A 17003-nucleotide genomic window follows, 5' to 3' on the forward strand; every position below is an offset into this window, starting at 1 on the left:
TCCGTCCTCAACGGCCGGGGCGCGACCGGGACCGGTCCAGCGCGGCCACGCCGACCGCGGCCAGACCGATCTGGATGAGCCACTCCACCCAGTCGACGCCGTCGGTGTCGGCCACGCCGAACGCCGACGCGATCCACGATCCGACGAACGCGGCGACGATGCCGACGAGAATCGTCCACAGGACGCCGATGCGCTGCCGTCCCGGAATGACGAGCCGGCCCAGCACGCCGATGACCACACCGATGACGATGGCGCTGATGATGCCGTCGATCTCCATCTCCACCCCTTCGTGTCAAGACCCCCGCAGTGGTGCGTCTGCCCGCCATGAGCGGGTGCAGTCCGCCGGTGCCGCCCCGTCGGCGACCGCGGGCGGAGGGGCTGGGGGTGGCGCGGGAGCGCGGGCGACGGGCCGGGCCCGCGCGGCGGGACCGGCCCGTGCCGTCTCCTTCCGGTGCGTCTAGTGCCTGCGTGGGGCGCTCCGCGCCGCCGTACCGGCGCAGACCATGCCCAGAATCAAGGCCAGGGCGCCGATGACGACGTTGTTCCAGATGACGCCGGCGTCCGGGCTCGAGCCGACGATCCACGGCGAGATGATCATCCAGACGCCGATCGCGCACATGGCCCAGCTGAGGCCGTACATGCGCTCCGGGGCGCGGGTGAATCCGAGGGCCAGCAGACCGATGGCGATGCCCACGATCAGGTTGTGGGCCACGAGTGAGGGCTGGCTGGTGGTGAAGTGGAGTATCCACGGGGACACGGCACAGTAGAGGCCGAGCAGGAACACCGGCCCGTCCACGAGCGCCACGTCGCGACCACCGAGCATGCGCGCGTAGCGCGCCTGCATTTCCGGCGCGTCCGGGTGGCTGGTGATGTCACCTCGAGGGTGCGAGACGTTGGCCATGAGTCGTCTCCTTTGGCTTGGGCCTGAGGTGCGGTGTGCGGTAGCGCCGCATACGTCCATTCTGCTCTTATTTCGCCCTTATGTGTAGAGATGAGGGGCCCGGGATCGCTTGATCGCGCGACCGTCGCGCGAGTGCCGCCGGTCCGGTTCTCCTCGACCGTCCTCGAGCGGAGCTGCCGCGATCGTCGGCATGACAACGCGACCGGATCCCACCCGGCGACGCCACGTCGACCTCGCGCGCGTCTCCAGCGCCTCCTGTCGCACCGCGGGCTGGTCCCGGCGACCCGCCGCTGACCCGGCGATGCCAACCCGGCGCGGGAGTCATCGAGTTGACTGGTCTACACCCTTGACTGGTACAGACCAACGCGGTTGAGTGTGCCTCCACACCCCCCTCCACGGCCGCCCCCACGCCGTGGCCGGTCCCACCGGCACGTGCGCACAAGGTTCCGCTCCGTTCCGACCCTGTACGGGAGCGGCCGTGCTCCGCAGAAGGAGACAAGCCTGTGTCGAGGCGCCGCATATCCGCCGTCGTGACCGCACTCGCCCTCGCGGGCGCCGTGCCGTTGCTCGCGCCCGCCGACGAAGCGTCGGCCGCCGCGTGTTCGAGCTACCCGGCCTGGTCGGCCGACGCGAACTACAACACCGGCGACATCGTCCGCTACACCGACGGCAAGGCCTACATCGCCGAGCACGCCAACCCGGGTTACGACCCGCTCATCAGCACCTGGTACTGGGACCCGTACGCCTGTGACGGCGGTTCGCAGACGCCGGTCGGCGACTTCGTCGTCAGCGAGGCCCAGTTCAACCAGATGTTCCCGGGCCGGAACTCCTTCTACACCTACAGCGGCCTCACCGCCGCGCTCAGCGCCTACCCCGGCTTCGCCAACACCGGCAGCGACACCACCAAGAAGCAGGAGGCCGCCGCCTTCCTCGCCAACGTCAGCCACGAGACCGGCGGCCTCGTGCACATCGTCGAGCAGAACACCGCCAACTACCCCCACTACTGCGACTGGAACCAGCCCTACGGCTGCCCGGCCGGCCAGGCCGCCTACTACGGGCGCGGCCCGATCCAGCTCAGCTGGAACTTCAACTACAAGGCGGCCGGTGACGCGCTCGGCATCGACCTGCTGGGCAACCCCTGGCTGGTCCAGAACGACGCGGCCGTCGCCTGGAAGACCGGCCTGTGGTACTGGAACACCCAGTCCGGACCCGGCACCATGACCCCGCACAACGCGATGGTCAACGGCGCCGGCTTCGGCCAGACCATCCGGTCCATCAACGGCTCGCTGGAGTGCGACGGCAAGAACCCCGCGCAGGTCCAGAGCCGGGTCACCAAGTACCAGCAGTTCGCCCAGATCCTCGGCGTCTCCCCGGGCGGAAACCTGTACTGCTGAGCCTCGCGGGGTGTGCGAAACTCCGCCGATGACCTCGGAAACGATCACCGCGGAGTCCTCGGGCACCTGGCACCTCGGCGACCTGCCCGTCCGCCGCGTCGGCTTCGGCGCGATGCGGCTGACGGGCAGCGCCGCCTTCCACCTCGGCACCCCGAGCGACCGCGAGCGCTCCCTCGCCGTACTGCGCCGGGCCGTCGAACTCGGCGTCGACCACATCGACACCGCCGCCTTCTACTTCTCCTCCCTGCGCTCCGCCAACGAACTGATCAACAGCGCGCTCGCCCCCTACGCCGACGACCTCGTGATCGCCACCAAGGTCGGCCCGTACCGCGACTGGTCGGGGGAGTGGGGCACCTCCGCCCGCCCCGAGGACCTGCGCGCCCATGTCGAGGAGAACCTGCGCCAGCTCGGCCGCGACCACCTCGACCTCGTCTACCTGCGCCGCATGCGGCAGGACTCGGTCGCCGAGCACTTCGGCGCCCTGGCCGAACTGCGCGAGGCGGGACTGATCCGCCACCTCGGCCTCTCCGACGTGGAGCCCCGCCACCTCGCCGAGGCGCAGGCCGTCGCCCCGGTGGTGAGCGTCCAGAACCGGTACGGCCTCGGCTTCCACGACCCCGCCACCGACGCGCTCCTCGCCCAGTGCCGCGCCCAGGGCATCGCCTTCGTGCCGTTCTACGCCATCGCCGGCGAGGCCGGACCACGCGGCGCCGGCACCGCCCACGAGGAGGAGGTGCGCGCGGTGGCGCGGGCGCACGGGGCGAGCCCCGCCCAGGTCAAGATCGCCTGGACCCTGCACCAGGGCCCGCACGTCCTGGCCATTCCCGGCACCGGTGACCCCGTGCACCTCGCCGAGAACGTCGCCGCGGGCGCCCTCCGCCTCACCGGCGAGGAACTGGCACGGCTCGACGGGGCCCGCACCGCCTGACCCGCGCCGCACCGCGCCGGTTCCCCGGGGCGGGGACTTGGCGTCCGGCGAGTTTTACGTATAACCTCTCCCGTCAATCGCCCGTCCCGGAAGGTGCCGATGACACGCATCGCCCTGGTCGCCCTCGTCGTCGACGACTACGACGAGGCGATCCGCTTCTACACCGAGGCCCTCGGCTTCCGCCTCACCGAGGACACGCCCCGGCCCGACGGCTCCCGCTGGGTGGTCGTCGAGCCCGGCGGACCGGCGCGGGGCACGGCCCTGCTGCTGGCCCGCGCCAAGGGCGACGCCCAGCGCGCCAGGGTCGGTGACCAGACCGGCGGGCGGGTCGGCTTCTTCCTCCACACCGACGACTTCGCCCGCGACCACGCCCGCATGGAGGCGGCCGGCGTCACCTTCCTGGAGGAGCCCCGCCACGAGCCCTACGGCTCGGTCGCCGTCTTCCGGGACCTGTACGGCAACCGCTGGGACCTGCTCCAGCCCGCCACCCCCTGACCGTCCCCCCCCCGTACGTCACGCACACCCGTCCCCGCAAACACGCTCAGAACCGCCGAGGAACCACCACACATGCCATCTACGCGCATAGACACCGAGACCCTCACCCGCCTCCCCAAGGCGGTCCTCCACGACCACCTCGACGGCGGCCTGCGCCCGGCGACCGTCGTCGAGCTGGCGGATGCCGTCGGCCACACGCTGCCCACCACCGACCCCGACGAGCTGGCCGCCTGGTACTACGAGGCCGCCAACTCCGGGGACCTGGTGCGCTACATCGCCACCTTCGAGCACACCCTCGCCGTGATGCAGACCCGCGAGGGGCTGCTGCGCACCGCCGAGGAGTACGTCCTCGACCTCGCCGCCGACGGCGTCGTCTACGGCGAGGTCCGCTACGCCCCCGAACTGAACACCAGGGGCGGGCTGTCGATGGGGGAGGTCGTGGAGACCGTCCAGGAGGGCCTTGCCGCCGGAATGGCCAGGGCGGCCGCCGCCGGGACGCCCGTCCGGGTCGGCACCCTGCTCTGCGGCATGCGGATGTTCGACCGGGTCCGCGAGGCCGCCGACCTCGCCGTCGCCTTCCGGGACGCCGGTGTCGTCGGCTTCGACATCGCCGGCGCCGAGGACGGCTTCCCGCCCGCCGACCACCTCGCCGCCTTCGAGCACCTGCGCCGCGAGAACGTGCCCTTCACCATCCACGCCGGCGAGGCGCACGGACTGCCCAGCATCCACCAGGCCCTCCAGGTGTGCGGCGCCCAGCGCATCGGCCACGGCGTGCGCATCACCGACGACATCCCGGACCTCGCCGCCGGCAAGCTCGGCCGGCTCGCCGCCTGGGTGCGCGACCGCCGGATCGCCCTGGAGATGTGCCCGACCTCCAACCTCCAGACCGGCGCCGCGACCTCGATCGCCGAGCACCCGATCACCGCGCTGAAGGACCTCGGCTTCCGCGTCACCCTCAACACCGACAACCGCCTGGTCTCGGGCACGACGATGACCCGCGAGATGTCCCTGCTGGTCGAGCAGGCGGGCTGGAGCGTGGCGGACCTGCGCACGGTGACCGTGAACGCCCTCAAGAGCGCCTTTGTCCCGTTCGACGAGCGCGAGGCCCTCATCGAGGACGTGGTCCTGCCGGGCTACGCCTCCGCGCTCTGAACGAGCCCGCGCACATAGGCGACCTGTCCGACGTGCTGGAGGTCGTCGGACAGGACGCTGACCAGCCGCACCGCGAGCGTGACCGGCGGGTCCCAGTTGTCGTCGACCACCCGCTCCAGGTCCTTCGCGGTCAGGGAGCGCAGGGCGGTCAGCGTCTGCTCGTGCACGGCGTCGTAGTAGCCGGTCAGCAGGTCGCCGGAGTCGACCCGCACCTTCGCGACCTCGGCGGGGCTGTGCCCGTACCCGGTGTCCCTGCGGGGCAGACCCAGGCCGAAGCGTTTCTCCCACCCCCCGCCGAGCCACACCTGGTCGAGCCCGAAGGCGCCGGCGACGTGGTCGTCCTGGACGCGGGTGAGATGCCAGACCAGCCAGGCCACGGAGTTGGCGTCGGCGGCGGGCCGGGCGTTCAGGCCGCCGGGGTCCAGACCTCCGACGGCGGCGTGGACTTCTTCCTGGATACGGCCGTAGCCCTCGATGAGGATGTCCTTCGCATGCATACGTCCACCATCGCGCAGCCGGACCGCACGCGCTCCCCGTTCAGCCGCTCGTTCACACGCTCCCCGTGTCCAGCAGCCCCATCAGCGCCCGCGCCGCCGGGCTGGTGGCCGCCGCGGACGGCAGCAGCGCGATCGTCTCGTACTCCGTCCCGTCCGCGTCCTTGAGCGGCAGCGAGGTCAGGGCGGCCCGCTTGTGCCGGAAGTGGCGCGGCACGACCGCGATGCCGAGGTTCTCGTCGATCAGGTCGAGCAGCCCGTGCACGTCGTTCACCTCCAGCGGCACGGTCCGCCGAACCCCGGCTGCGGCGAAGACGGCGTCGGTGACGCGGCGCGGGCCCCAGTCCGGGTGGAAGTCGACGAAGACCTCGTCGGCCAGGTCGTGCGGGGTGAGCACCGCGCCGTCCGCCACGAGCCGGTGGTCGGGGTGGCACAGCACCGTCATCGGCTCGCCGGCCAGCGAGACCGAGCGCAGCTGGTCCGTGTCCGCCTGCGTGCGGTAGGCGAAGGCCAGGTCGAGCCGGCCCGCCGCGACCTCCTCCGCCAGCTCCCCGGAGCCCGCCTGCCGCAGCCGGATCTCCACGTCCGGGTGACGCCGCCGGAACGCCGCCAGTAGCCCGGCCACCGGCACCCCGGCGATGCACTGCTCGGCTCCCAGCGACAGCGTCCCGCGCAGCACCCCCTGCACCGCGGCGACCGCCTCGTGTGCCGACCGCACCTGGGCCAGGATCCGCCGCGCCTCCTCCAGCAGCGCCCGCCCCGCCTCCGTCAGCGTCACCCGGCGCGTGGTGCGCACGAACAGCGGTGCCCGCAGCTCCCGCTCCAGCGCCCGGATCGACGCCGAAAGACCGGACTGGGACACCAGCAGCCGTTCCGCCGCCCGGGTGAAGTGCTGGTCCTCGGCGACCGCCACGAAGTGCTGGAGATGACGCAGTTCCATGACTCAGAAGCGTAACCGCGCAATCCCATCGGATTCTTCTGTTGGACCACTGCACGCAGGTCACGGGAGAGTGGAGGACGGTTCCACCCAAGCCCCGTACCTCGGGGGCCAACCCCTCTGGAGTCGCGTTGTACACCGCACACCCCGACCGCTACGCGGAGATGCCCTACCGGCGCACCGGACGCAGCGGTCTGAAGCTCCCCGCGCTCTCGCTCGGCCTGTGGCACAACTTCGGCCCGGACCGCCCCGTCGAGACGCAGCGCGCCATCCTGCGCCGCGCCTTCGACCTCGGCGTCACCCACTTCGACCTCGCCAACAACTACGGCCCGCCCCCCGGCTCGGCCGAGTCCGCGCTCGGCGAGGCCCTGAAGGCCGACTTCGCGCCGTACCGCGACGAGCTGGTGATCTCCACCAAGGCCGGCTATCTGATGTGGCCCGGGCCGTACGGCGAGTGGGGCTCGCGCAAGTACATGCTGTCGTCCCTGGACCAGAGCCTGTCCCGGATGGGCCTGGAGTACGTCGACATCTTCTACTCGCACCGCCCCGACCCGGACACTCCGCTGGAGGAGACGATGGGCGCGCTGCACACGGCGGTGCAGCAGGGCAAGGCGCTCTACGTCGGCGTCTCCAACTACTCGCCCGAGCAGACCCGCGAGGCCGCCCGCATCCTCGCCGAGCTGGGCACCCCGCTGCTGATCCACCAGCCGCGCTACTCCATGCTCGACCGGCGCCCCGAGACCAGCGGCCTGCTGGACGCCCTCGACGAGCTGAAGACCGGCTCCATCGCCTACTCCCCGCTCGAGCAGGGCCTGCTGACCGGCCGCTACCTGAACGGCATCCCGGAGGACTCCCGGGCCGCGAGCGACAGCCCCTTCCTCAACTCCGACGCGGTCACCGAGGAACTGGTCGGCAAGCTGCGCACCCTGAACGAGATCGCCGGGTCCCGCGGCCAGTCACTGGCCCAGATGGCGCTGGCCTGGGTGCTGCGGCAGGGCAGGGTGACCTCGGCCCTGGTCGGCGCGAGCAGCCCGCGGCAGCTGGAGGACAGCGTCGCGGCCATCGGAAACCTCGACTTCGACACCGAGGAACTGGCGCGCATCGACAAGGTCGTCAAGGGCTAGTCCGGACCCGGGCGGGACACGTACGGACGTCGACGCCGGAGGCACCCCGCCTCCGGCGTCGACGTCGTACGTGTCCCGCCGTGCTCAGGCCCCCGCGGGCACCCGGTCCAGGAAGCCGAACACCGACCGGATGCGGTCCTCGCCGTCCAGGGCGATCACGTCGAACCCGGCCACCGGTGCCGAACCGTCGGCCTCGCTCACCAGCTCCCAGGAGAAGCGCGCCGTGTCGTGGTGCCCGTCGACGGCACCCGTCAGCCGGAAGGAGAAGCCGGGGAACTGCTCCCGCGCCGCCGCCACCACGGCGGCGATCTGCTCGTGGCCGCGCACGTCGGCCAGGGGGTCGGTGTATCCGCCGTCCTCCGTCCAGGCCGCGGCGACCGCCTTGGCCACCGCGTCCGGGGCCGCGTTCCAGGCCTCGAAGTAGCGGGCGACGGCGTCCTCGTAACGACGGGTGGGTGCGGACATGGCGATCAGCCTCCAATGAGGTGGGTGCGCTGGTCAGGAGCCGGATCCCGGTCTCGGTGACCCGGTACGGCCACACTGCCCGCACCCGCGGGCGCCGTCGATTACCCCCGGGGTCATGGCACCCGGCACGGCATTTCGGCCAACCCGCGCCCCGAATATGCCAGGAGACTGGCCGGAAATTCGTGGTGACAGTGGTTCAGCCGTGAACATACTCACCACTAGGGCCTCTCACACCACGCGACAGCGCCCTCACGCACAGCACACGAGCCGCACGGACGTCATGCCTGACCGGCACGGCGTCTGGGTGACGGGGGAGGGTAGCAGTGCACGACGAGTTCCTGTGCCACGTCACGGCCTACGGTGTCTGCGACGGCCGGCGCATCGGTGTCCCCCTGGGCACCTACCGGGCCCCCACCCTCGCGCTGGCCCTGTGGTGGCTGCGGGACCGGGCGACCTGGATCGCCGAGCGGCTGGATCCGCAGCCCGACACCCCCCACTTACCGCGCGGCGCCCTGACTCCCGTCGCCGACGACGCGCCCGACGTGCCGCTCATGTTGCGCACCTGGTGCGCCGACGACGTACAACAGGAGCTGGTCGCCGAGGAGTTGGCCGCAGGACACCTGGTGCTCGTCGCGACCAGTGACGAGACCACGGAGTACGAGCTGATGGCCGAGTCCGTGGACGCGCTCCGCATGCAGCGGGCCGCTCCGCCCCTGGTCGTCCCCGTCGCCTGAGTTCCCGTCGCCTGAGTCCCCGTGCCGTCGCACCGGCAGGATCAGGAACCCGCCCGGCCGGACCGGGACCGCTCACCCACCCACCGCGCGAGCAGCGCGCCCAGGAACCCGGCGACCAGCCCCCACAGCAGCGCCAGACCGACCGCACCCCACAGGCGCGGGCGCAGGAACACCCGCCCGGACAGCCCGCCGCCCAGGTCGCCGATGCCGAGCACCGACAGTCCGTAGTGGGCGGAGATCCGGCCGACGAGGCCGACCACGAGAACCGTGAGTGCCAGCGCCACCGCCATGCGCACCGCGTGCAGCCAGGCCGGCGCCCGGGCGGGGGAGCGGGACACCATGAGGAACCCGGCGGCCAGGACCAGGACCGCAGCGGCGACCAGCAGCCACCACATCCGCCCGTCGCGCTCGGCGAGCGTGCCCACGTTCACGGTCGAGACGTCCGGCGTGCGCAGCACCTCGTCGAGGACCTGGGGCATCGGAAGACCGAACGGCCCCTCCACCCGTCCGTTCCAGGTCGCCCCCAGGCCGATGGTGAGCGCCGGCCAGGCCAGGTTCGGCAGCCCGAGCAGGAGTACGGCGAAGGTGTCCGCGGGGTGACCACGCGTCCCGGCGGTGACCAGGGCGACGACGACGCCGACGACCACGTACGCGAGCAGCAGCGCGACCATCGCCTGCGCGGGCGGCCGCACCGACGTCCGCAGCCGGGGCAGGCCGCCGGGCAGCGGCGCCCGCCGCGAGGCCAGCAGGGCGAGGACGAGCACACCCGCCAGCCACAGCAGTCCGAACAGGACGGTCAGCGGCACGTCGGCGGTGAAGCCGACCCTCGGGGTGACGCCGAAGAGATCGCCGAGGTCGTTCAGCAGGCCCTCGCCGAGGGAGACCTCGAAGGTCTGGCGTGCGGCGAACGCCGTCCCGACGAGGGCGAGCAGCCACAGGACGGCGACCCGCCCGGCCCAGCCGGCCAGCTCCGGGGCGCCGATGACGGTCCGGTGGCGCAGCGGCCGCAGAAAGCCCCGGGCGATCACCAGCGCGCCGGTCAGGGTGACGGACAGCGGCATCACGGTCAGCCCGGCGTCGGTGGCCGCCAGCTCGCCCGCGTCGCCGGACATCTCCAGCGCGCCGCCCACGGCGGTGACGACGGTCGCCACGACGACCCGGGGGAAGGCGTTGTCGGGCAGGTCCGCGGCACCGGCCGCCCACAGCCCGAGCGCGGCCACGACTCCCATGGCCACCAGCCCGGCCAGCACCGTACCGAGGGCCTGCGCCCAGCCGTGACGGGCGACCGCGCGGCCGGAGGATCCGGGAGGCACGGGCGGCTCGGGCGGTACCGGTGGGGTGCGCGCGTTCACGCTGCCACGCTAAGCAGCCCCCGCGGGCGGCGCGCGCCGGCAGGGCCGTTCGCACCGGACGGCGCAGCGGGGCGGGAGCCGGGACCCGGCCGGTGTTCAGCCCGCCCGCACGACGAGGGCGTACCCGCCGAGGCCCAGCAGACGGCCGGCCGGCAGTTCGCCGCGAGTGGTGAACAGGGCGAGGACGCGGGCGGTCCGCGTGTCGAACGCGACGTCCAGCACCGTGCCGTGCTCGGTGCCCGTATCGACGAGGACCCGGCGGCCCAGCAGGTCGTGGTGGGACGGCGGCGTCTCGAGGACGGCGGCGGACCGGAGGCGGACGGCGCCCGGTCCGACCGTGTCCACCGCGTCCCACGGCAGTGCCTTCTCGCGGCCGAACCGGCCGTCGCGGAAGCGGACATGACTCACCGCCCCGGACCCGGGCCCGACGTCGACGGTCAGGGACGACACGGTGCCGATCGGGCCGCCGCCGGCCGGCTCCGGCGCGAGCACCGGCAGCCCCCGCACCTCGGTGAACAGCATCACGGCAGCGAACTCCTCCACCGGCCGGGCACCCCGCCGACCAGGGCGGTGAAACCCGGCAGATCGTCCGCGACGTGCCGGACGGTGTCCTCGGGGAGGACCAGGGACCGGCCGGCGACCGTGAGCGTCTCGCCGCGCGGGACGTACACCCGGCGCCGGTGCCGGGCCGGGCTCGGCACGAACCGCCGGCTCGCCGCCACCCGGAAGCCGACGATCCGCCCCCCGGTACCGCCCTCCACCACCACGTCGAGCACGGTGCCGATCTCCGCCCCCGCCCCGGTCACCACCCTGGCCCCCAGCAACCGTAACCGCAGGTTCTGCTGGTGCGCCGTCATCGCCGCCGCGTCCACCAGACCTCGCCGGTCCCGGATCATCACCGCGTCGTGGCCCAGCGCGTACACCGCCTGCCACGGCAGGGCCTCCTTCAGCGGGCCGGACAGCAGGCCCCGTCCGGTCAGGGTGAAACCGGTGATCCGGCCCGCGGCGGCGTCGCATACGGTGTCCTTGACATGGGCGACGGCATCGCCGCCGAGGGTGACCACCGGCCGGGTGGTCAGGCTTCGCGCGGCCATCAGTTCGTCCATCGCACACCCTTCCCCCGCCGATCGCACACCCTTCTCGCACCCACGGGTTCCCCGCACCACTGTGACGATGCCCGCACTGTGAAGAGACGGGGACTGCGATGCGCGGCTCGGGGTACGAGGACAGGTGCAGCAGCGTCCGGCCAGTCCGGCTTCCGAGAGAGAAACGCATGACCGAGTACCTGGACGGGGCAGTGATACCGACTGGTTTCGACGTACCCGTTGAACCGCTGAGGCGGGCGGCACACTACTCCGGTGAGCCGGGATGCATAGCGCAGGCGCGTTCCTTCGCCTCGCTCTTCCTCGACCAGTTGAGGACCGAGTGGTGCGCCACGATCGGTCCCCGCGCGGACGGCGCGGTGCTTCTGGTGGTGAGCGAGCTGGTCACCAACGCCGACCGGCACAGCAGGGGGCCGTACATCCTGGAGCTGGAGGGCACGGGCAGCTCGGTGGCGGTGACCGTCTACGACAGCAGCGGTGCCGAGCCCGAGCGCTTCGCCCGGGACCCCGAGCGGGTCGGCGGGCACGGCCTGGAGATCGTGCACGCCCTGGTGGAGACCGTCGTCGTCGAACGCGTCCCGGTCGGCAAGCGGGTACGCGCCGTGGTGCCCCTCACCGGAGGGTGAAGGGCACCGTCGTCACCGCGGGGCCGGGCTCAGGCGCAGCCGAGTTCGCCCAGCATGCCTTCGCGCAGCCGGCCGATGATCCGCTTGATCAGCCGGGACACGTGCATCTGCGAGCAGCCGAGCCGTTCGCCGATCTCCGCCTGCGTGGCCTCCTCGACGAACCGCAGGTGGATGATCTGCCGGTCGCGCTCGCTCAGCTCGGCCATCAGCGGGGCCAGCGAGTGGAAGTCCTCCACGAGCCGCAGCCCGTCCTCCTCCACACCGATGAAGTCGGCCAGGACCGACTCGCCGTTCTCGGGCCCGTCGCCGGTCAGCGCGGCGTCCAGTGAGGACGAGTTGTAGCCGTTGGACGCGATCTGGCCCTCGATCACCTCGTTCTCGCCGATGTTCATCAGCGTGGCGAGTTCGGCGACGGTGGGCTCGCGGTCCAGGCGGGAGGAAAGCTCCTCGCGGGCCCTGGCCAGCTCCACGCGCAGTTCCTGGAGCCGCCGCGGCACGTGCACGGCCCAGGTGGTGTCCCGGAAGAAGCGCTTGATCTCGCCGACGATGTAGGGCAGCGCGAAGGACGTGAACTCGACCTCGCGGGACAGCTCGAAGCGGTCGATCGCCTTGATCAGGCCGATCATGCCGGTCTGGACGATGTCCTCCATGTCGTCCCCGCGACCGCGGAAGCGGCCCGCGGCGAACCGCACGAGCGACATGTTCATCTCGATCAGCGTGTTGCGCGCGTACTGGTACTCGTTCGTGCCCTCTTCGAGTTCCGTCAGACGCCGGAAGAACTGGCGGGACAGCTGCCGTGCGTCACGCGGGGCCACGGTGCGGGGGTCCACGTGAGCCGGCGGTGATCCCTCACCCGTCCCGCTCCCGGCGGTCTTCTCGACAACCTGCGCTTCCGGCCGGACCACGGCGGTCTCCATTACCTCTCCCACGAAAGTCACGGTTCGACGTCTCCCTAGGCGTTGCCCGCTTGCGGGTACCCGGGTCGCGGCGGCACATGCCCCCGTTTTCACGGGTGGCCGGATCCGTGTGCCGCGGCGTCTTCGCGGGGTGCTGCGTACCTTCTCAGAGTAGTCCCGCGGGATGTGTGCGGCACCCCGGAGCCCGCCGGGATTTCCCTGAGGGCGGAACGCCGCACCCTTCCGTGATCCGGCCGGAACCCTAGGCTGAGGAGGTGACCAGCCACGTGCCGAACGAAGCCCGCGTCATTCCGTTGCGCCCGCAGTCCGGGCCCCCGGGGGCCCGCCCCGCCGCCTCGCCGGTTCCCCCGGAGCGAAGGCCGCCCACCGTGCGCGAGCCCCTGTGGCGCGATCTGGTCGGAGACGTCCTGCGGCGTGAACGCCTCGACCAGGAGCGCACGCTGAAGGAGGTCGCGGAGGCCGCACGGATCTCCATGCCCTACCTGTCGGAAGTGGAGCGCGGCCGCAAGGAGGCGTCCTCGGAGGTGCTGGCGGCCGCCGCCGGCGCCCTCGGGCTGGGACTCGGCGACCTGCTGGCCCGCGCGCAGGGCGAGCTGGTCCGCCTGACCTCCCGGCACACCGGCGCGCGAGCGGGCCGGGACACGTCCGGCGCGCGGTTCGACGGGATGTGCCTGGCCGCCTGAGGACGCGCGGTCGCGTACGGGCCGGTGCCCCCGCCGGGAGCGGGGCACCGGCCCGGCGGCTCACACCCTCGCCAGGCGCCGGGCGAGCACCTCGTCGGCCAGCCCGTACGCCACCGCCTCCTCGGCGGTGAACACCTTGTCGCGGTCCATGTCCGCGCGCAGTGTCGCGACGTCGTGGTGGGTGTGGCGGGCCAGCACCTCCTCCACCTGGGAGCGGATCCGCACCATCTCCTTGGCCTGGAGCGCCAGGTCGGAGACCGTGCCCTGCCGTCCGCCGCTGGCCGGCTGCCCCAGCAGGACCCGCGCGTGCTCCAGCGCGAACCGCCGCCCGGGGTCCCCGCCCGCCAGCAGCACGGCCGCCGTGGACGCCGCCTGCCCGACGCAGAACGTCGAGATCGGGGCCTGGACGAAGGTCATCGTGTCGTAGATCGCCATGAGCGACGTGAACGAGCCGCCGGGGGAGTTGATGTAGATCGCGATCTCGCTCTCCGGGGCCGACGACTCCAGATGCAGGAGCTGCGCGATCACGACGTTGGCCACGCCGTCGTCGATCTCGGTCCCCAGGAAGATGATCCGCTCCGACAGGAGCCGGCTGAACACGTCGTAGGACCGCTCGCCCTGCGGGGTCCGCTCGACGACGTTCGGAATCGTGTAGCTCCCCATGTCACAGCCCCATCCGTCGCTTGGCGGCGGCCGGGCGCACATCCTCGAGGGACTGCACGACCCGGTCCACCATTCCGTACTCCCTGGCCTCCTCGGCCGTGAACCAGCGGTCGCGGTCGCCGTCCCGGGAGATGGTCTCGGGGCTCTGACCGGTGTGCTCGGCGGTGATCCGCTCGATGGTCCGCTTGGTGAAGTCCAGGTTGTCCGCCTGGATCTCGATGTCGGCGGTGGTGCCGCCGATGCCCGCCGACGGCTGGTGCATCATGATCCGCGCGTTCGGCAGCGCGTAGCGCTTGCCCGCCGTGCCGACGCTCAGGAGGAACTGCCCCATGCTGGCGGCGAACCCCATGGCGAGCGTCGAGACGTCGTTGGGGATCAGCCGCATGGTGTCGTAGATGGCGAGTCCCGCGTGCACGGAGCCGCCGGGACTGTTGACGTACAGGCTGATGTCGGTGCGCGGGTCCTGCGCGGACAGGATGAGCAACTGGGCGCAGACCCGGTTCGCGGAGACCTCGTCGACCTGCGTGCCCAGCAGCACGATCCGCTGGTCGAGCAACTGCTCGGCGAGCCGGTCGTCGAACCGGGTCGCGGGGGTGTCGCCGTCCTCGGCCCTGGGGGATGCGGCCGGGGCCGGGCCGGTGAAGAGTGGAGACATCGGCGCTCCTTGTCGAGTCGTGACCAGTCCTGAAGGGGGCTGGTGGGAGTGGTGCGCGGCCGGACGTGCCGCGATTCCTCCACTCTCGGCCCGCCCCGGGCCCCGCCGGGGGTTTCTCTGCCCGCGGCAGATTCGCCGACGGCAGAGCGATGAGTTCCGCGGCCCGCGCCGGTCGACAGTGGTGACCGTGTTCCGCCCCCAGGAGGTAGTCATGAGCACCGACGGATTCACCACGTGCCTGTGGTTCGACGGCGAGGCCGAGGACGCCGCCCACTTCTACGTCTCCGTCTTCAAGAACTCCGGCATCGGCGCCGTCACCCACTACCCCGAGGGAGCACCACAGCCCGCCGGGTCGGTACTCACCGTCGAGTTCACCGCCAACGGCCAGAAGTTCGTGGGCCTCAACGGCGGCCCGCAGTTCACGTTCAACGAGGCGGTCTCCTTCCAGATCACCTGCGAGGACCAGGACGAGGTCGACCACTACTGGACCGCGCTCACCGAGGGCGGCGGCGAGGGCGGCCCCTGCGGCTGGCTCAAGGACCGGTTCGGAGTGTCCTGGCAGGTCGTGCCGAGCCGGCTCGAGGAGATGTTCCGAGACCCCGATCCCGCCAGGGTGGCGCGCGCCAACAAGGCCATGATGTCGATGGGCAAGCTCGACATCGCCGAGCTGGAGCGGGCGTACGCCGGGGAGTGACCCGCACCCGACCGCCACCCCACCCCACCCCACCCGACCCCCGTTCACCCGCACGTTCGCACAGGAGGCGGCAGCCATGGCCGTGCCACCCGAAGGGGCCCCTTGCTGGGCCGACGCGATGTTCACCGACGTCGAGGGAGCCAAGCGCTTCTACGGCGACGTCCTGGGCTGGACCTTCGGCGAGTCGTCGTCGGAGTTCGGCAACTACACGCAGTGCTACGCGAACGGCAAGGCGGTGGCCGCCGTGGTCCCGCCCGCGCCCGGTCAGGAGGACCAGTCGCAGTGGTGCCTCTACCTCGCCTCCCCGGACGCGGCGGCGGCCGCCGGCCGGATCCGCGAGGCCGGCGGCGAGCTGCTCCTCGAGCCGATGCGGGTCGGCGACTTCGGCACCATGTGCCTGGCCCGCGACCCGAGCGGCGTCGTCTTCGGCGTCTGGCAGGGCGACCGGCACCAGGGCTTCGAGGCGACGGCCGTGCCCGGCGCCTACTGCTGGGCCGAGGTCTTCACCCGCGAGCCCGCGAAGTCGGACGCCTTCTTCCCCGCGGTCTTCTCCTACCGCGCCCAGCAGATGCAGGACGACCAGGTGGACTTCCGCCTCTTCGACCTCGGTGACGACCCCGTCCTGGGCCGCATGGCCATGACGGAGGACTTCCCGCCCGAGGTCCCGCCCTACATCAACGTCTACTTCACGGTCGAGGACTGCGACGACGCCGTGGCCCGCGCCACGGAACGGGGCGGCATCCTGCGGTTCGGTCCGGTCACGACCCCCTTCGGCCGGTTCGCGGCGCTGAGCGACCCGCAGGGCGCGGCCTTCTCGGTGATCGACGTCACGACCGCCGAGGGGGAGATGCCCAAGGTCACGGACGCCTCCTGAACCCCGTCCGGACACCCCGCCGGGCCATGGCATGATCGAGCGCATGCGTGAACGTGTAGTGGCCGCGTGCGACGGGGCTTCGAAGGGAAACCCGGGCCCGGCCGGCTGGGCCTGGGTGGTGGCCGACGCGTCGGAGACCCCGGTCCGCTGGGAGGCCGGCCCGCTCGGCAGGGCCACCAACAACATCGCCGAACTGACGGCGCTGGAACGCCTGCTGGCGTCGACCGACCCCGGCGTGCCGCTCGAGGTCCGCATGGACTCGCAGTACGCCATGAAGGCCGTCACCACCTGGCTGCCCGGCTGGAAACGCAACGGCTGGAAGACGGCCGCCGGTAAGCCGGTCGCCAACCAGGAGCTGGTCGTGCGCATCGACGAGCTGCTCGACGGCCGCTCGGTCGAGTTCCGCTACGTACCCGCCCACCAGGTCGACGGCGACAAGCTCAACGACTTCGCCGACCGCGCCGCCAGCCAGGCGGCCGTCGTGCAGGAAGCCGCGGGCAGCGGTCTCGGCTCGCCGGAACCGCCGCCCGCACCGGACGTCCCCGCGGCCCGCAAGGCGCCGCGCCGGGGCTCGTCCGGCACGGCCCGCAAGAGCGGCGGCTCCTCGGCCCGCACCATCAAGGCGAAGTTCCCCGGACGCTGCCTGTGCGGCCGCTCGTACGCCGCCGGCGAGTCCATCGCCAAGAACGACCAGGGCTGGGGCCACCCGGAGTGCCGCACGGTGGCCGCCGGATAATCCGCGCCGCCCACGGCCGCGTGGCACCGGCCCGCCACCTTCCCCTTGTTACCCTGCGGTCCCGAATGACCGTTAT

At 72.1% G+C, this 17003-nt stretch carries 22 protein-coding genes; 11 read left to right on the forward strand and 11 right to left on the reverse strand.

Annotated features, from left to right (window positions below):
• Positions 1–7: 7 nt before the first annotated feature.
• Positions 8–277 carry a GlsB/YeaQ/YmgE family stress response membrane protein gene (locus tag Sco07f_RS14370; RefSeq protein WP_054100119.1) on the reverse strand — a complete coding sequence of 90 codons (270 nt, stop codon included), beginning with the start codon at positions 275–277 and terminating at the stop codon, positions 8–10.
• 180 nt (positions 278–457) lie between these two features.
• Positions 458–901, reverse strand: coding sequence for an SPW repeat protein (locus tag Sco07f_RS14375; protein WP_007446709.1), 444 nt, complete (start codon positions 899–901; stop codon positions 458–460).
• Positions 902–1404: 503 nt separating this feature from the next.
• Here Sco07f_RS14375 and Sco07f_RS14380 point away from each other — a divergent pair.
• From Sco07f_RS14380 to Sco07f_RS14395, 4 genes are all read left to right on the forward strand, one after another.
• On the forward strand, positions 1405–2295 hold the full coding sequence (locus tag Sco07f_RS14380; RefSeq protein ID WP_007446699.1) for a glycoside hydrolase family 19 protein: 891 nt from the start codon (positions 1405–1407) through the stop codon (positions 2293–2295).
• 28 nt (positions 2296–2323) lie between these two features.
• A complete protein-coding gene (locus tag Sco07f_RS14385; RefSeq protein WP_174855356.1) occupies positions 2324–3223 on the forward strand; it encodes an aldo/keto reductase in 900 nt (299 codons plus the stop codon).
• A gap of 99 nt (positions 3224–3322) precedes the next feature.
• Positions 3323–3718, forward strand: a complete 396-nt coding sequence (locus Sco07f_RS14390) for a VOC family protein (RefSeq protein ID WP_108988064.1) — start codon at positions 3323–3325, stop codon at positions 3716–3718.
• Between the two features lie 72 nt (positions 3719–3790).
• Positions 3791–4870, forward strand: coding sequence for an adenosine deaminase (locus tag Sco07f_RS14395; protein WP_087792342.1), 1080 nt, complete (start codon positions 3791–3793; stop codon positions 4868–4870).
• On the opposite strand, the gene Sco07f_RS14400 is transcribed toward Sco07f_RS14395, so the two are convergent.
• Together Sco07f_RS14400 and Sco07f_RS14405 are read right to left on the reverse strand one after the other, a co-directional pair.
• Positions 4852–5367, reverse strand: a complete 516-nt coding sequence (locus Sco07f_RS14400; protein WP_108988065.1) for a mycothiol transferase — start codon at positions 5365–5367, stop codon at positions 4852–4854. The genes Sco07f_RS14395 and Sco07f_RS14400 overlap by 19 nt on opposite strands.
• Positions 5368–5419: 52 nt before the next feature.
• Complete coding sequence (locus tag Sco07f_RS14405) at positions 5420–6304, reverse strand: LysR family transcriptional regulator (RefSeq protein WP_087792344.1); 885 nt, start codon at positions 6302–6304, stop codon at positions 5420–5422.
• Between the two features lie 128 nt (positions 6305–6432).
• Here Sco07f_RS14405 and mgrA point away from each other — a divergent pair, with 128 nt between their 5' ends.
• Positions 6433–7425: an L-glyceraldehyde 3-phosphate reductase gene (gene mgrA / locus Sco07f_RS14410; protein ID WP_087792345.1), complete on the forward strand. Its 993-nt coding sequence runs from the start codon at positions 6433–6435 to the stop codon at positions 7423–7425.
• Positions 7426–7509: 84 nt separating this feature from the next.
• Here mgrA and Sco07f_RS14415 read toward each other — a convergent pair whose 3' ends face one another.
• The gene (locus tag Sco07f_RS14415; protein ID WP_087792346.1) at positions 7510–7890 is read right to left on the reverse strand and encodes a nuclear transport factor 2 family protein; all 381 of its coding nucleotides are present in this window, start codon (positions 7888–7890) and stop codon (positions 7510–7512) included.
• A 323-nt stretch (positions 7891–8213) separates the two neighbouring features.
• Here Sco07f_RS14415 and Sco07f_RS14420 point away from each other — a divergent pair, with 323 nt between their 5' ends.
• Complete coding sequence (locus tag Sco07f_RS14420) at positions 8214–8624, forward strand: hypothetical protein (RefSeq protein ID WP_007446691.1); 411 nt, start codon at positions 8214–8216, stop codon at positions 8622–8624.
• 41 nt (positions 8625–8665) lie between these two features.
• On the opposite strand, the gene Sco07f_RS14425 is transcribed toward Sco07f_RS14420, so the two are convergent.
• The 3 genes from Sco07f_RS14425 to Sco07f_RS14435 form a co-directional block, all read right to left on the reverse strand.
• Complete coding sequence (locus Sco07f_RS14425; protein WP_244942050.1) at positions 8666–9976, reverse strand: streptophobe family protein; 1311 nt, start codon at positions 9974–9976, stop codon at positions 8666–8668.
• Positions 9977–10072: 96 nt separating this feature from the next.
• On the reverse strand, positions 10073–10501 hold the full coding sequence (locus Sco07f_RS14430) for a PRC-barrel domain containing protein (RefSeq protein ID WP_007446704.1): 429 nt from the start codon (positions 10499–10501) through the stop codon (positions 10073–10075).
• Positions 10498–11082 (reverse strand): PRC-barrel domain-containing protein, encoded by a 585-nt coding sequence (locus tag Sco07f_RS14435; protein WP_108988066.1) that lies wholly within the window; start codon positions 11080–11082, stop codon positions 10498–10500. Before Sco07f_RS14435 ends, Sco07f_RS14430 begins: the two co-directional genes overlap by 4 nt.
• Before the next feature lie 167 nt (positions 11083–11249).
• Here Sco07f_RS14435 and Sco07f_RS14440 point away from each other — a divergent pair, with 167 nt between their 5' ends.
• Complete coding sequence (locus Sco07f_RS14440; protein WP_007446690.1) at positions 11250–11705, forward strand: ATP-binding protein; 456 nt, start codon at positions 11250–11252, stop codon at positions 11703–11705.
• A 29-nt stretch (positions 11706–11734) separates the two neighbouring features.
• Here Sco07f_RS14440 and Sco07f_RS14445 read toward each other — a convergent pair whose 3' ends face one another.
• Entirely contained in the window at positions 11735–12622 is an 888-nt protein-coding gene (locus Sco07f_RS14445) for an RNA polymerase sigma factor SigF (protein WP_054100109.1), read from the reverse strand.
• Positions 12623–12876: 254 nt separating this feature from the next.
• On the opposite strand from Sco07f_RS14445, the gene Sco07f_RS14450 reads away from it, so the two are divergent.
• On the forward strand, positions 12877–13305 hold the full coding sequence (locus Sco07f_RS14450; RefSeq protein WP_108988067.1) for a helix-turn-helix domain-containing protein: 429 nt from the start codon (positions 12877–12879) through the stop codon (positions 13303–13305).
• A gap of 60 nt (positions 13306–13365) precedes the next feature.
• Here Sco07f_RS14450 and Sco07f_RS14455 read toward each other — a convergent pair whose 3' ends face one another.
• Together Sco07f_RS14455 and Sco07f_RS14460 are read right to left on the reverse strand one after the other, a co-directional pair.
• The gene (locus Sco07f_RS14455) at positions 13366–13968 is read right to left on the reverse strand and encodes a ClpP family protease (protein ID WP_054100107.1); all 603 of its coding nucleotides are present in this window, start codon (positions 13966–13968) and stop codon (positions 13366–13368) included.
• A 1-nt stretch (position 13969) separates the two neighbouring features.
• Positions 13970–14623, reverse strand: a complete 654-nt coding sequence (locus Sco07f_RS14460) for an ATP-dependent Clp protease proteolytic subunit (protein ID WP_007446688.1) — start codon at positions 14621–14623, stop codon at positions 13970–13972.
• A 211-nt stretch (positions 14624–14834) separates the two neighbouring features.
• On the opposite strand from Sco07f_RS14460, the gene Sco07f_RS14465 reads away from it, so the two are divergent.
• The 3 genes from Sco07f_RS14465 (at position 14835) to Sco07f_RS14475 (ending at position 16927) form a co-directional block, all read left to right on the forward strand.
• Positions 14835–15317 carry a VOC family protein gene (locus Sco07f_RS14465; RefSeq protein ID WP_108988068.1) on the forward strand — a complete coding sequence of 161 codons (483 nt, stop codon included), beginning with the start codon at positions 14835–14837 and terminating at the stop codon, positions 15315–15317.
• 76 nt (positions 15318–15393) lie between these two features.
• Positions 15394–16191 carry a VOC family protein gene (locus Sco07f_RS14470; protein WP_007446674.1) on the forward strand — a complete coding sequence of 266 codons (798 nt, stop codon included), beginning with the start codon at positions 15394–15396 and terminating at the stop codon, positions 16189–16191.
• A gap of 31 nt (positions 16192–16222) precedes the next feature.
• Complete coding sequence (locus Sco07f_RS14475) at positions 16223–16927, forward strand: ribonuclease H family protein (RefSeq protein ID WP_007446672.1); 705 nt, start codon at positions 16223–16225, stop codon at positions 16925–16927.
• Positions 16928–17003: the final 76 nt, after the last annotated feature.

Origin of the sequence: Streptomyces coelicoflavus (assembly GCF_003112555.1) — a bacterium.
GTDB classification, from domain to species: domain Bacteria; phylum Actinomycetota; class Actinomycetes; order Streptomycetales; family Streptomycetaceae; genus Streptomyces; species Streptomyces coelicoflavus.

Coding starts and splice junctions, on each gene's coding strand:
- Sco07f_RS14370 (WP_054100119.1), bottom strand. CDS start 277: ATGGAGATCGACGGCATCATCAGCGCCATCGTCATCGGTGTGGTCATC.
- Sco07f_RS14375 (WP_007446709.1), bottom strand. CDS start 901: ATGGCCAACGTCTCGCACCCTCGAGGTGACATCACCAGCCACCCGGAC.
- Sco07f_RS14385 (WP_174855356.1), top strand. CDS start 2,324: ATGACCTCGGAAACGATCACCGCGGAGTCCTCGGGCACCTGGCACCTC.
- Sco07f_RS14390 (WP_108988064.1), top strand. CDS start 3,323: ATGACACGCATCGCCCTGGTCGCCCTCGTCGTCGACGACTACGACGAG.
- Sco07f_RS14395 (WP_087792342.1), top strand. CDS start 3,791: ATGCCATCTACGCGCATAGACACCGAGACCCTCACCCGCCTCCCCAAG.
- Sco07f_RS14400 (WP_108988065.1), bottom strand. CDS start 5,367: ATGCATGCGAAGGACATCCTCATCGAGGGCTACGGCCGTATCCAGGAA.
- Sco07f_RS14405 (WP_087792344.1), bottom strand. CDS start 6,304: ATGGAACTGCGTCATCTCCAGCACTTCGTGGCGGTCGCCGAGGACCAG.
- Sco07f_RS14415 (WP_087792346.1), bottom strand. CDS start 7,890: ATGTCCGCACCCACCCGTCGTTACGAGGACGCCGTCGCCCGCTACTTC.
- Sco07f_RS14435 (WP_108988066.1), bottom strand. CDS start 11,082: ATGGACGAACTGATGGCCGCGCGAAGCCTGACCACCCGGCCGGTGGTC.
- Sco07f_RS14440 (WP_007446690.1), top strand. CDS start 11,250: ATGACCGAGTACCTGGACGGGGCAGTGATACCGACTGGTTTCGACGTA.
- Sco07f_RS14445 (WP_054100109.1), bottom strand. CDS start 12,622: ATGGAGACCGCCGTGGTCCGGCCGGAAGCGCAGGTTGTCGAGAAGACC.
- Sco07f_RS14455 (WP_054100107.1), bottom strand. CDS start 13,968: ATGGGGAGCTACACGATTCCGAACGTCGTCGAGCGGACCCCGCAGGGC.
- Sco07f_RS14460 (WP_007446688.1), bottom strand. CDS start 14,623: ATGTCTCCACTCTTCACCGGCCCGGCCCCGGCCGCATCCCCCAGGGCC.
- Sco07f_RS14465 (WP_108988068.1), top strand. CDS start 14,835: ATGAGCACCGACGGATTCACCACGTGCCTGTGGTTCGACGGCGAGGCC.
- Sco07f_RS14470 (WP_007446674.1), top strand. CDS start 15,394: ATGGCCGTGCCACCCGAAGGGGCCCCTTGCTGGGCCGACGCGATGTTC.
- Sco07f_RS14475 (WP_007446672.1), top strand. CDS start 16,223: ATGATCGAGCGCATGCGTGAACGTGTAGTGGCCGCGTGCGACGGGGCT.